This is a genomic window from Buttiauxella izardii (assembly GCF_003601925.1).
Taxonomy (GTDB): domain Bacteria; phylum Pseudomonadota; class Gammaproteobacteria; order Enterobacterales; family Enterobacteriaceae; genus Buttiauxella; species Buttiauxella izardii.
On sequence record NZ_QZWH01000059.1, the window covers coordinates 1 to 13,572 of the forward strand.

General features: G+C 52.3%; 11 protein-coding genes. 5 read left to right on the forward strand and 6 right to left on the reverse strand.

Features of this window, described 5'->3' with window-relative positions; translation table 11 throughout:
- Positions 1–154: 154 nt before the first annotated feature.
- Positions 155–1,204, reverse strand: coding sequence for an oxygen-dependent tRNA uridine(34) hydroxylase TrhO (trhO, locus tag D6029_RS20385; RefSeq protein ID WP_120066514.1), 1,050 nt, complete (start codon positions 1,202–1,204; stop codon positions 155–157).
- A 229-nt stretch (positions 1,205–1,433) separates the two neighbouring features.
- Between trhO and D6029_RS20390 the strand changes: the two genes are divergently transcribed.
- From D6029_RS20390 to D6029_RS20400, 3 genes are all read left to right on the forward strand, one after another.
- Positions 1,434–2,354, forward strand: a complete 921-nt coding sequence (locus D6029_RS20390) for a Kdo(2)-lipid IV(A) acyltransferase (protein ID WP_120066515.1) — start codon at positions 1,434–1,436, stop codon at positions 2,352–2,354.
- Positions 2,355–2,508: 154 nt separating this feature from the next.
- Positions 2,509–3,735, forward strand: coding sequence for a multidrug efflux MFS transporter MdtG (gene mdtG / locus D6029_RS20395; protein WP_120066516.1), 1,227 nt, complete (start codon positions 2,509–2,511; stop codon positions 3,733–3,735).
- A gap of 229 nt (positions 3,736–3,964) precedes the next feature.
- Positions 3,965–4,339, forward strand: a complete 375-nt coding sequence (locus tag D6029_RS20400; RefSeq protein WP_120066517.1) for a MysB family protein — start codon at positions 3,965–3,967, stop codon at positions 4,337–4,339.
- 3 nt (positions 4,340–4,342) lie between these two features.
- On the opposite strand, the gene D6029_RS20405 is transcribed toward D6029_RS20400, so the two are convergent.
- The 3 genes from D6029_RS20405 to mdoG all read right to left on the reverse strand — a co-directional run bounded on the left by D6029_RS20405 (position 4,343) and on the right by mdoG (position 8,691).
- Complete coding sequence (locus tag D6029_RS20405; protein ID WP_418230281.1) at positions 4,343–4,564, reverse strand: YceK/YidQ family lipoprotein; 222 nt, start codon at positions 4,562–4,564, stop codon at positions 4,343–4,345.
- Between the two features lie 67 nt (positions 4,565–4,631).
- Positions 4,632–7,163, reverse strand: a complete 2,532-nt coding sequence (gene mdoH / locus D6029_RS20410) for a glucans biosynthesis glucosyltransferase MdoH (RefSeq protein WP_120066519.1) — start codon at positions 7,161–7,163, stop codon at positions 4,632–4,634.
- Complete coding sequence (gene mdoG, locus D6029_RS20415) at positions 7,156–8,691, reverse strand: glucans biosynthesis protein MdoG (protein ID WP_120066553.1); 1,536 nt, start codon at positions 8,689–8,691, stop codon at positions 7,156–7,158. The genes mdoH and mdoG overlap by 8 nt, the downstream gene beginning before the upstream one ends.
- Before the next feature lie 294 nt (positions 8,692–8,985).
- On the opposite strand from mdoG, the gene mdoC reads away from it, so the two are divergent.
- Positions 8,986–10,137 (forward strand): glucans biosynthesis protein MdoC, encoded by a 1,152-nt coding sequence (gene mdoC, locus D6029_RS20420; RefSeq protein ID WP_120066520.1) that lies wholly within the window; start codon positions 8,986–8,988, stop codon positions 10,135–10,137.
- Here mdoC and D6029_RS20425 read toward each other — a convergent pair.
- The gene (locus D6029_RS20425) at positions 10,132–11,619 is read right to left on the reverse strand and encodes a phospholipase D family protein (protein ID WP_244212436.1); all 1,488 of its coding nucleotides are present in this window, start codon (positions 11,617–11,619) and stop codon (positions 10,132–10,134) included. The genes mdoC and D6029_RS20425 overlap by 6 nt on opposite strands.
- Complete coding sequence (ymdB, locus tag D6029_RS20430; protein WP_120066521.1) at positions 11,570–12,094, reverse strand: O-acetyl-ADP-ribose deacetylase; 525 nt, start codon at positions 12,092–12,094, stop codon at positions 11,570–11,572. The genes D6029_RS20425 and ymdB overlap by 50 nt, the downstream gene beginning before the upstream one ends.
- A gap of 145 nt (positions 12,095–12,239) precedes the next feature.
- Here ymdB and adiC point away from each other — a divergent pair, with 145 nt between their 5' ends.
- Positions 12,240–13,571 carry an arginine/agmatine antiporter gene (adiC, locus tag D6029_RS20435; protein ID WP_120066522.1) on the forward strand — a complete coding sequence of 444 codons (1,332 nt, stop codon included), beginning with the start codon at positions 12,240–12,242 and terminating at the stop codon, positions 13,569–13,571.
- Position 13,572: the final 1 nt, after the last annotated feature.

Genomic DNA, 13,572 nt, shown 5'->3' on the forward strand with positions numbered 1-13,572 from the left:
CCTTGCTTACTACGACAGACGTAAGCAAAGTATCATCCGGATAGATTAGGCAGAATGTGTTACCTGTGTGACCGGTCTGATCTGTAACCTATGTGGCCGGTCGTACACTGCGCTTATCCGACCACCATAAGCGCAAGCGACATCCATTTTTTTGTTACTCGGGGTCAGGGATCCCCAACGTCGTATTCAACACGCCGCGTGATTTATTAAAAATCTTATTCCCGTTTTCACGGCCTGCACGGCGGCGGCGCTGCTCTTCGGGTGTAAGCGCCAGCTCATCACGGCAAATGTCACTACAGCATCCAGCAAACTTCTCAGCACAGCTCGGGCACTGAATAAACAGCAGATGGCAGCCGTCATTTTTGCAGTTGGTGTGGCTGTCGCAAGACGTGCCGCACTGGTGGCAATGGGCGATCACATCTTCGGAAATACGTTCGCCCATACGCTCGTCAAAGACAAAGTTTTTACCGACGAAGCGCACCGGGATCCCTTGCTCACGCGCACGACGGGCGTATTCAATAATCCCGCCTTCAATGTGGTAGACGTTCTTGAATCCGTTATGCATCATCCAGGCGCTGGCTTTTTCACAGCGAATCCCGCCGGTGCAATACATGACGATTTTTTTGTCTTTATCGTCCTGCAACATATCAACGGCTTTCGGTAACTGTTCGCGGAAAGTATCTGCGGGAATTTCCATCGCGTCCTGGAAATGGCCCACTTCGTATTCGTAATGGTTACGCATGTCGATAAACACAGCATCCGGGTCATCGAGCATCGCGTTAACGTCTGCGGCTTTCAGATAAGCGCCGACATTGCTGGCGTCGAATGACGGGTCATCAATCCCATCGGCCACGATACGGTCACGCACTTTCATGCGCAGAACCCAGAACGACTTTCCGTCATCTTCAAGAGCGATATTCAGGCGCACGCCGTTAAGCGCGGCATGGAAACCGTAAAGCGTTTCGCGGAAGGCATCGACACGGCTTTGCGGCACGCTAATTTGCGCGTTGATCCCTTCATGGGCGAGATACACGCGACCAAAAACATTCAGCGCGGTAAACGCCAGATACAGCGCATCACGCGTGGTCTGAGGTTCTTCAATATGGAAATATTTATAGAATGAGATTGTGGTGCGTGGCTCGGTTTCAGCCAACATGCGCACGCGCAATTCATCATTCGATATGCGGTTGTGTAACACTGGCATGGTGTTCGCTCGGCAATCGTTGAGAAAAAAGTGGGCTGCATCATAAAGCAATTAACGTTAATTTACATCCCTGCATTTTGCGCTACATTTCACTTATTACTTCGCATTTAATTCAACAAACGCTGAAATATCAAACACTCTACACCTGTTAATTTTGGAAGATTCTTAATTAATGTCACAATAGTCTGACTCAAGAAGATCCGGCATTTGCCGTCACTATAGGTTTTACATGACGAACTTACCGCAATTCTCGCGCGCATTACTCCATCCCCGCTATTGGGGAACCTGGTTTGGCATTGGATTGCTGTATGCAATTACCCTGCTCCCCTACCCAGTGATTTATCGGATTGGCTGCGGCCTTGGCCATTTAGCTATGCGGTTTATGAAACGCCGCGTCAGAATCACCCGCCGTAATATCGAACTCGCTTTTCCGCACGTCACGCCTGAAAAGCGTGAATATTATCTGGTTAAAAATTTCGAGTCCGTCGGCATGGGCCTGATGGAAACCGGCATGGCCTGGTTCTGGCCGACCTGGCGAATTCAGCGCTGGTGTGATGTCAGCGGCGTGGATCAAATCCATGCGGTGCAGGAAGCCAAACGCGGCGTGCTGTTAATCGGCATCCACTTCCTGACGCTGGAGTTAGGCGCACGCATGTTTGGGATGAACACCCCCGGCATCGGCGTTTATCGCCCCAACGACAACCCTCTTCTCGACTGGCTGCAAACCTGGGGCCGGATGCGCTCGAATAAAAGCATGATTGATCGCAAAGATCTCAAAGGGATGATTCGTGCGCTCAAACAGGGTGAAATTATTTGGTACGCGCCGGATCACGACTACGGCCCGCGCGGCAGCGTTTTCGTGCCATTCTTTGGCGTTGACGAAGCGGCCACCACAACCGGGACATACACACTTGCACGTATGTCAGGGGCGGCGATTGTGCCCATGGTTCCGCGCCGCAAGCCTGACGGCAAAGGCTACGAGCTGATTATTCTGCCCGCTGAATTTTCCCCTCCGCTGGAAACCCCGGAAGGCACCGCCATCTGGATGAATAAAATCATCGAGCAGTGCATCATGATGGCGCCTGAACAATATATGTGGCTGCATCGCCGCTTTAAGACACGCCCGGAGGGTGTGCCGTCGCGCTACTGATTCGCTATTCGATTAAGTCATAGGGCGGCGTAAAGTCGCCTTTAATCGTTCTAAAACTGCATTTCATAAACATTGCCACTCTCCATTCAACAGGCGCATAATTAGCAAGGTAATAATTCCCCCGCATATCTTCTCTGCACTAAACTGGAGCGTTATGACTCTCCCCGAGAGCAACATCAACTGGAAACGAAATCTCACCGTCGCCTGGCTTGGGTGTTTTCTGACCGGCGTCGCCTTTAGCCTGGTCATGCCTTTCCTGCCCTTGTACGTCGAAAGTCTTGGCGTGACAGGCCACAGCGCACTGAATATGTGGTCGGGTATCGTTTTCAGTATTACGTTCCTTTTCTCCGCGATAGCATCGCCTTTCTGGGGCGGCCTTGCCGACCGTAAAGGCCGCAAAATCATGCTGCTGCGTTCAGCGCTTGGCATGTCTATCGTGATGGTGTTGATGGGTTTTGCGAGCAATATCTGGCAATTCTTAGCACTGCGCGCCCTGCTCGGTTTGCTGGGTGGTTTTGTCCCCAATGCCAACGCGCTGATTGCGACCCAGGTTCCGCGCCATAAAAGCGGCTGGGCGCTCGGTACGTTATCTACCGGTGGCGTGAGCGGTGCGCTGCTCGGCCCGATGATCGGTGGTTTTCTGGCGGATACATACGGCTTACGCCCGGTGTTTTTCATCACCGCCGCCGTGTTGTTTACCTGTTTCGTTTTCACTCTTTTCTGCATCCGCGAGCAATTCACGCCGGTTAACAAGAAAGACATGCTGCACGCGCGCCAGGTTCTCTCCTCCCTGAAAAACCCCAAACTGGTGCTGAGCTTGTTCGTCACCACAATGATTATTCAGGTGGCGACGGGGTCGATTGCGCCGATTCTGACGCTCTATGTGCGCGAGCTGGCGGGGAATGTCAGCAATCTGGCATTTATCAGCGGCATGATTGCATCCGTTCCCGGCGTGGCTGCGTTGATTAGCGCACCGCGTCTTGGAAAGCTGGGTGACAGAATCGGGCCGGAGAGAATTTTAATCTGCGCGCTGGTGGTTTCAGTGCTGCTGTTAATCCCAATGTCGATGGTGCAAACGCCATGGCAGCTCGGCGTATTACGTTTTCTGCTCGGTGCCGCCGACGGTGCGCTGCTGCCAGCGGTGCAAACGTTGCTTATCTACAATTCCAGCAATCAAATTGCCGGGCGTATCTTTAGTTACAACCAGTCTTTCCGCGATATTGGTAACGTCACCGGCCCGCTGGTCGGTGCCGCCGTTTCGGCTAACTATGGCTTCCGCACGGTATTTTTAGTCACCGCCTGCGTCGTGCTTTTCAACGCACTTTACTCGTGGATTAGTTTGCGAAGCCCTACTGAACGCCCCCGTATTTTGGAAGAGTAACGCCGTAATCCTCTAAATAATTCTAGTTGTATCGCGGCGGCAAGTGAACGAATCCCCTGGAGCTTACTAAAGTAAGTGACAGAGGTGAGTGAACGCAGCCAACAAAGAGACAACTCGAAGTATGACGAGGATTAAATTTCATACTTGCAACTTTGCACACAGCGTCAACAATTAACTTGAAATTGCACCGGAGCGCGTGCTCCCTGACCTGTAACAAAAGGAGATGAGTATGAGTCTGTACGCAACGCTGGAAGAGGCCATTGATGCCGCACGCGAGCTTTTCCTTGTAGACAACCCTGAACTTGATGAAGAGAGTGCCAGTGTTCAGCAACTGAACATTCAGAAGTACATTCTTCAGGATGGCGACATCATGTGGCAGGCTGAATTCTTTGCCGATGACAGTGAAGATGGCGAATGTTTCCCGATGCTGAGCGGTGAAGCGGCACAAAGCGTGTTTGATGGTGACTTTGATGAAATCGAGTTACGTCAGGAATGGATTGAAGAAAACACGCTGCATGAATGGGACGAAGGTGAATTTCAACTTGAGCCGCCGTTAGATACCGAAGAAGGGCAAACTGCGGCTGATGAATGGGATGAGCGGTAACGCTTATTCGTACGGGCCGTGGCTGGCATCTATCGGCAGCAACAGAGTGTCGAAGACCAGCGAAAACGGTAAGTCTAAGACCGTGATATAGCGCCATGCACTATCACGCACGTCCCACTGCACACCGGGGTAATACTGATTACCATGTCCCTGCCCCGGTACAGCGCGGCTGATAATACTGCCGCAGCCGCTGAGCAAGCACGCAACCATTATCACAGCCATCATTCTTAACATTCTTTGACTCCAAAAAAATACCGGCCCGAAGGCCGGCATGGTGAGCGCGTTTGCCGGATTACTTAGTCGGCAACGCCTCAGGGTTCAGCTCAACCGTTTTGTAGCTATCAACCCACGAAGAGTAACGCTGCGGGTTGGACCACACACGGTAATGCAGACGAGACATGGTGACCGGGTCGCTTAACAACACCAGGCGACGATCGCGATTCAGCTTATCAGGCGTTTCGTTCAGTGCCTGTTCAACGTGACGATCGCGAGCGATTTCCAGCACCTGGCTTGCACGGTGACGCGCCGTCGCCATTGCTGTTGCCAGTGCGTTATACGACGGGTTAAACACCGCGTGCATAAAGCCATCGTCCAGCGTACGGCTGCGGTTCAGCTTCAGGTAATTGTCGGTATCCACCAGCACCTGCGGAGGAGAATACTCTTCCGGGATCAGGAACAGCTTCCAGCGCTTGGTACGCAAACCGAGTGTCGCGCGGCTCGACAGCACCGAAACAAACGGCGACAGGATCAGCGAGAATACGATTGGCGCAAGCCAGAACAGGAAGCGTAAATCCAGCCATGCCATACCCACTGCCCACACCAGCCCTAACAGAAGCTGGGAACCGTGGCGCATAAACGCTTCGCCCCAAGGGGTGGAATCGTCATCACGCTGCGGCGAATTCCAGACCACTTCCCAACCGAGGAACGCGCTGACCACAAATACGGTGTGGAACAGCATACGCACCGGAGCCAGCAGCACTGAGAACAGCACTTCGAGCAGCAGGGACGCGGTGACACGCAAGAAGCCACCAAACTCTTTCGAGCCTTTGCACCAAATCAAAATGATGCTCAGAAGCTTCGGCAGGAACAGCAACACCATGGTGGAAGCAAACAGTGCGATTGCCAACTCTGGACGCCACTGCGGCCACACCGGGAACAACTGGCGTGGTTGCAGGAAGTATTGCGGTTCCGTCAGCGCGTGTACCACCTGCAAAGCAGTCGATAACGCGAGGAACATAAACCACAACGGCGCGGATAAGTAAGACATTACGCCTGTCAGGAATACCGCACGGTGAACCGGGTGCATGCCTTTGACCAGGAACAGACGGAAGTTCATCAAGTTACCGTGGCACCAACGGCGGTCACGCTTGAGTTCATCCAGCAAGTTCGGCGGCAGTTCTTCATAAGAACCCGGCAAGTCATAGGCAATCCACACGCCCCAACCTGCACGGCGCATCAATGCCGCTTCCACGAAGTCGTGGGACAGGATTGAACCGGCGAATGAACCTTCACCCGGCAGCGGCGCAAGCGCACAGTGCTCGATGAATGGCTTCACGCGAATAATCGCATTGTGGCCCCAGTAGTGGGATTCACCCAACTGCCAGAAGTGCAGACCCGCGGTAAACAGCGGCCCGTAAACACGCGTCGCAAACTGCTGGCAACGTGCATACAGGGTGTCCATACCAGACGCTTTTGGTGAAGACTGAATGATGCCCGCATTCGGGTTAGCATTCATCAGGCGAACCAGGTTGGTCAGGCAGTCGCCGCTCATGACGGAGTCAGCATCCAACACCACCATGTAGCTGTACTGGTTGCCCCAACGACGGCAGAAGTCATCGATGTTGCCGCTTTTACGCTTCACACGACGACGACGACGACGGTAGAAAATCTGCCCTTCGCCCTGCACTTCGTTGATCAACTCCATCCACGCTTTTTGCTCGGCAACACAGATATCCGGGTTGTAGCTGTCGCTCAGGATGTAAACGTCGAAGTGCTGCTGTTGGCCCGTCGCTTTTACCGATTCCCACGTCGCACGCAGACCCGCAAAAACACGGTCAACGTCTTCGTTACAGATAGGCATAATCAACGCGGTGCGGTTCGCCGGGTCAATAGGTTCATCGCCCACCGTTGAAGCAGAGATACTGTATTTATCTTTGCCCATCAGCAGTTGCAGGAAGCCCATCAGCGCAGTCCAGAAACCGGCTGAAACCCAACAGAACAAGATAGCGAACAGAATCAGGATCCCGGTTTGCAGCACGTACGGTAGCAGTTGCATAAAGGAAACCCATAAATCCTGGCCGATCATGTCGGAAGGATTAATCAGCGCCCACCCCTGGTAAGGAAGAATGGTCTTCATATACCAGGTCGCTACGACAGTCTGAGCAATGGTCAACACCAGCAGAATGTAACGGCGGATAGTCCCGACGGTACGCCATTTCTGCTCGGCTTCGGCCTCTTCTTTCGACATGTAGCGAGGGTTAACTTCACGCCCGCGTAAACGATCCCAGAAACGACCAATCGGGTTGGTGCGCCACGGATCGGGGAACATCGAAGCGCGCGTTGCTTTTGGCATCGCCTGCAACTGAGTGCGCCCTTCTTCGTCCTCGATCAGTTGTTCACCGCCCAATGATCCAGGCCAACTCGCTTCGAGCCGGGCCTTTACCGAGGCTAAAGGAGAATCATCGGCTCTGTCATAATGGTGCCCTTTCGCGTCAAGCGCCTCATGCACCGCTTGTAGATCCGATGCAGGAAGAGCCGCCTTCTGCTCAGCAGAAAGCGGAAGAGCATCAATATAATCAGACGCAGTATCAGTAATCTTATTCATTGGCAGGTAGCTGGTAGCTCCAGGTTTCGCTCAACGTTTGGTCACCATTGACCAGCGCTGCACGCATTTCAGTCGGTTTCTTATCGTCTTTGACTTTCACACGTACCGTCAAACGCCAGCCTTTAGTGACCGGGTTGTAACGTACCTGGCTGTCTACGATTTCACCGTTGTCACCAATGCTGGTTTGCGCGGTAACTGGCGTATCCTGCGGCAGTTTTTTCATATCTGCGCCGACATAATCCAGCACAAACGCGATGGTGCCATCAGGCTGACGAATCAGATTAGACTGCTTCACATCACCGGTTGAACGGCGAGTCTGCGCGACGTATGCGTTATCAGGCGCATGCATTTTGTCTTCATCACGACTGAAGGTAATGGTGTACTTGAAGTTCATTTCTTTGCCTGGTTCCGGCAATTGATCCGGTGTCCAGTAAGCAACAATGTTGTCGTTAGTTTCGTCATTGGTTGGAATTTCAACCAACTCGACGCGACCTTTACCCCAATCACCTTGTGGTGCAACCCAGGCGCTTGGACGCTGATCGTAACGATCGTCTAAATCTTCAAAGCGAGAGAACTGACGGCCACGTTGCAGCAAGCCAAAACCAACTGGGTTTTCTGTCGCAAACGAGCTGACAGCCAGGTGTTTCGGGTTGTTCAGCGGACGCCAAATCCACTCACCGTTCCCCGCATGAATAGACAGACCGTTAGAGTCATGCAATTCAGGACGGAAATTGGTCGAAGGAGACGGCTGGTTTGGCCCAAACAAGAACATACTTGTCAGCGGTGCCACGCCCAGTTTGCCCACTTTATCGCGCAGATAAACCTTCGACTGCACGTTAACCACGGTGTCACGCCCAGGGGTAATCACAAAGCGATACGCACCCGTTGCACGTGGGGAATCGAGCAACGCATAAAGAGTCAGCGTTTTATCGCCAGCTTTAGGACGTTCAATCCAGTATTCACGGAAACGTGGGAACTCTTCGCCAGATGGCAAAGCGGTGTCGATTGCCAAACCACGAGCAGACAGGCCATAAACCTGACCTGAGCCAATCACACGGAAATAACTCGCCCCGAGCATGCTGACAATTTCGTCGTTCTTATCTTTGCTGTTGATCGGATAGAGCACTTTGAACCCGGCAAAGCCGAGATCTTTCACGGTGTCTTTATCGTGTTTAACATCACCGAAATTAAAGTAATCCGGGTTGTACTTGATCTTATGAACCGCAGTGGCTGTCACTTCGTTGATAGCAACCGGGGTGTCGAAGTACATACCCTGATGATAAAATTCAAGCTTAAATGGGGTCTTTAACTTGCTCCAGTAGGCTTTATCATGATTGAACTGGATCTGCTGGTAGTCCGCATATTTCATGTCGCGGAACTGCGATGGCAGATTAGTTTTAGGTGCTTCGTAGCTTTTGCCCGCTAATGTTTTCGCTTGTTTTGCGACATCATCGATGTTGAAAGCCCAAACCGAAGTGGTATAAAGCGACAGCATCACAGCAGCACCAAGCCCACACATTTTCATCATTTTTAGTTTATGTTTCATATTAACCAGCACATCCCCCTTTGTGTGCTTAAATCAATCCAATCCATTTTAATGGAAACTTCTGCTTTCCGACAACCAATTACCCGCATTGTTCAGCGCGCCGGCTCAGGCTTTAAGCAAAAAAAGACAACTGCTTACGCTTTCGGAGTGCATCCTGGAGACAGGATGTCACGGTTAGTGTAGGGTTGCCACGGAATTGATACCGTTCGGGACTTCAAGCCTATTGGGATATGTTCTTAAGGATAAGGCGATTCGTCCGATAATGTCTGGAGTATTATGAGTAAAGCACCACAGCAACGCGAGTTTTTCCTGGATTCTATCCGGGCCTGGTTAATGCTTTTAGGCATCCCGTTCCATATCTCGCTCATCTATTCAAGCCATACCTGGCATGTCAACAGCGTTGAATCTTCCTGGGGATTAACTCTCTTCAATGACTTCATTCACGCCTTCCGCATGCAGGTATTCTTTGTTATTTCAGGATATTTTTCCTACATGCTGTTTCTGCGTTACCCGCTAAAACGCTGGTGGAAAGTGCGTGTGGAGCGTGTCGGCATCCCTATGTTGACGGCCATTCCCCTGCTCACTTTGCCGCAATTTTTAATGTTGCAACACGTTAATGACAAAGCCAAAAATTGGCCGGGTCTGACGCCATACGAAAAATACAACACTCTGGTGTGGGAGCTGGTTTCTCACCTGTGGTTTTTATTAGTGATGGTGGTGCTGACGACCGTTGGTTTATTTTTGTTTCAACAAATGAAAAGCCGCCTTGCTGAGCCGTCAGAAAATAGCCAAACCAGTCTCACTTTAGGAAAGCTCTCAATCGCATTCCTGGGTTTCGGTATTTTATACGGCGCGATTCGCCGGACGATTTTTATTATTTATTCGCCAATTTTAAGCGATGGCTTATTTAATTTCGTGGTGATGCAAACGCTGTTCTACCTGCCATTCTTTATGCTCGGCGCGTTAGTGTTTGTGCGCCCCCAGTTGAAAGCGTTATTCACCACGCCGTCGCCAGGGTGCGCAGTGGGCGCGGCACTGGCGTTTTGCGCTTATCTCGCCAACCAGCGTTACGGCAGCGGCGATGCGTGGATGTATGAAACGGAAAGTGTGATCACCATGGTGATGGGCTTGTGGATGGTCAACGTCGTGTTCTCGCTGGGCCATAAGCTGCTGAACTTCCAGTCAAAACGCGTGACCTATTTCGTCAATGCGTCGCTGTTTATTTATCTGGTGCACCACCCGCTGACGCTGTTCTTTGGCGCTTATATCACTCCACATATTGCGTCTAACACGTTGGGCTTTATTACCGGACTGGTGTTTGTGGTGGGCATTGCGGTGATTCTTTATGAAATCCACCTGCGAATCCCGTTACTGCGCTTCCTGTTCTCCGGCAAGCCGCAGAATGTGGCAGTTAAAGTGACGCTATAAGAGCCATTCAATCGGCAAACGATAAACTAACCGCACCAACACCCGTTGCCAAAAACGGGTGTGCGGTTCTTTCTTCCAGACAATCTCTTTACCGTTATTATTCTCAACCCAATTCACTCGCCCCCAACGATCCAGACGCAGCGACCACGCCGCCTCTTTCTGGCTTTGGGTAAAACGCTGGTGAATATTTTGCGCCAGCGCTTCGCTCTCAATGACAAATCCCATCTCGGTATTCAGCATCGCCGAGCGCGGATCAAAATTGAATGAGCCGATAAACACCTTCTGCTTATCCACGCTAAATGTTTTGGCGTGCAGGCTGGAACCTGAATTACCGGTTAATCCGCGGTCATGCGGCCTGCGAACGCCCTCGTGCTCGGGCTTAAGTTCAAACAACTCCACACCATGACGCAGCAACTTTTTACGCCAGCGCGCATAACCCGCATGCACCACCGCCACATCATTAGCCGCCAGTGAATTAGTCAGAATGGCGATTTTCACCCCTTTGCGCACCAGCCCCAGAATCTGGGCAATTCCGGCACGCGTCGGTACGAAATAGGCGGAGATGATGTCAATTTCCTGTTTCGGCATGCCAATGACGTTGATCAGGCGCTGCGGCAATAGCGTGTGATTGCGCGCCCTGCCCTGCCCTTTGCGCGGGTCATCGCTCAACAGGCGCGTCTTCGCCCAATACATTTCCAGAGTGCGTGAAACCAGGTGCGTGGCGAACTGGCTGGTCGTCAGCCGATCAAGGTAACGCCGAGCCGTCGGATCATCGCGCCAGTCATCGGGAAGTTGCACACGGTTATGCAAAACATCCGGGTCAACATCCAACACCTTTTCCAGCGTCGATACGCACTGACTGTTCCAGTAGCGCTCAAAATCCTGGCTTACATCACTGACCACCGGGCCGATTGCCAACACGTCTAAATCTGAAAACAGCGGTTGTTTCCCGACGCCAAAATAGGCATCCCCCACATTGCGCCCACCAATAATCGTCGTTTCGCCATCCACGGTGAACGATTTGTTATGCATGCGACGGTTCAGGCGCGCAAAGTCGGTCAGATAGCCGATGGCGCGAAACAGTCGAAATGAAAAGGGATTAAACAGGCGAACTTCAATCTGCGGATGAGAATTGAGCAGTTGTAAAATATCATCAAGCCCATTGGTGTTGTTATCGTCCAGCAACAGGCGAACTTTCACCCCACGTTCAGCCGCCGCCAGCAGCGCACTGAACATCAAGCGTCCGGACATATCGTCCTGCCAGATGTAATACTGCACATCGAGGGTTTTCTCGGCCATACCGCACAGCAAATAACGCGCCGCAAAGGCGTCGAGGCTATCCGACAGTGGGTGGATCCCGCTAAAACCTGGATGCTCGGCAAGCGACGGAGTAATCGCCCTTCCCAGGCGTGTGGCGTGATGATTTTTCAAATTAGAGTTGAGCAACAAGTTGTTGATAGATTTGGGTATTTTCGTCATCAAAGCAGACAAAAACCACCTCTTCAGGTAACGGGCGTATGCCTATATAGCGGTAAACAGTATCAACGGCGATTTTCGCGGCCTCCTCTTTAGGATAACCATAAGCACCGGTGCTTATCGCCGGGAAAGCAATGGTGCGATAACCATTGGCAGCGGCTAAATCCAGGCAGTTGCGATAAGTTTGTTCGAGCAATTCGGCCTCGTGTTTTTCGCCACCATGCCACACCGGACCAACGGCGTGAATCACCGCTTTAACCGGAATATTCCCAGCTTCAGTAATCACCGCGTGTCCCGGTGCACATTCGCCTTGCTGGCGCACGATCACTTTACAGGCTTCCAGTAATGCAGGGCCCGCCGCACGATGAATCGCGCCATCAACACCGCCGCCTCCCATCAGGGATGAATTCGCCGCGTTGACAATAACGTCAACCTCGACGCGGGTGATATCACCTTGTATCACCGACATTCTTTCGCTCATTGGGAAATCTCCAGTTAGTCTTTGATAGTAGTCTAAACTTACCGAACAGCAGACGTATATCACTTCCTAAGGATTTATCACCACCACACCCCCAGCTTTTTTCTCGTTAACTCCAACAAAGTTTCTTCGTTTCAGGAGAGGTTCTATGGCTAGTGAAGCGCAAAAAGTCGGGCTGGTCCCGGTGATGTTAATGGTGGCTGGCAATATCATGGGTTCCGGGGTTTTCCTGCTCCCGGCAAACCTCGCCGCCACTGGCGGGATTGCCATCTTTGGCTGGATGGTGACGATTATCGGCGCGTTGTCGTTATCAATGGTTTACGCCAAAATGTCCTCGCTCGATGACAGCCCCGGCGGCTCTTACGCCTACGCCCGGCGGGCATTTGGCCCGTTCCTCGGTTATCAAACCAACCTGCTTTACTGGCTAGCCTGCTGGATTGGTAACGTCGCGATGGTGGTGATTGGCGTCGGGTATCTCAGCTACTTCTTCCCGATGTTAAACCAGCCGTGGCCGCTCACCGTCACCTGTATCGCGATTCTGTGGCTGTTTGTCGGGCTGAATATTGTTGGCCCGAAAATGATCACTCGCGTGCAGGCGGTCGCCACTATTCTGGCGCTCATTCCGATTGTTGCCGTGGCGGTTTTAGGCTGGTTCTGGTTTAAAAGCGACACTTACATGGAAGCGTGGAACGTCAGCGGCAAAGGCACTTTTGGCGCGATTCAGAGCACATTGAGCGTCACGCTGTGGTCGTTTATCGGCGTTGAAAGTGCGTCGGTGGCCGCAGCGGTGGTGAAAAACCCCAAACGTAACGTGCCGATTGCCACTATCGGCGGCGTATTAATCGCTGCGGTTTGTTACGTGCTTTCCAGCACCGCGATTATGGGCATGATCCCCAACGCCGACCTCAAAGTTTCCGCCTCACCATTCGGCGATGCCGCGCTCATGGCGATGGGGCCGACGGCGGGGGCGATTGTTTCATTCTGTGCCGCAGCCGGGTGTTTAGGTAGCCTCGGCGGCTGGACGTTACTCGCCGGGCAAACGGCGAAAGCCGCCGCCGACGACGGCCTGTTCCCGCCAATATTTGCCAAAGTGAACAAAGACCAAACTCCGGTCGCGGGCCTGATTATCGTCGGTGTGTTGATGACACTTTTCCAGCTCGCCAGTATTTCCCCGGACGCCACTTCGCAATTCGCCGTGGTTTCCTCGGTGTCGGTCATCTTCACGCTGGTGCCTTACATTTATACCTGTGCGGCGTTGATGCTGCTCGGCCAGGGGCATTTGGGCAACCAACGCCTGCCGTTCTTGTTTATCACGCTGATTGCCTTTGTTTACTGCATTTGGGCGGTGGTGGGAACGGGTGCGACAGAAGTGATGTGGTCGTTCGTCGCCATCATGGTGATTACCGCGATGTACACCGTTAACTATAACCGTCGCCATAAAAACCCCTACCCGCTGGATAAACCCGTGGTTAACGATTAAG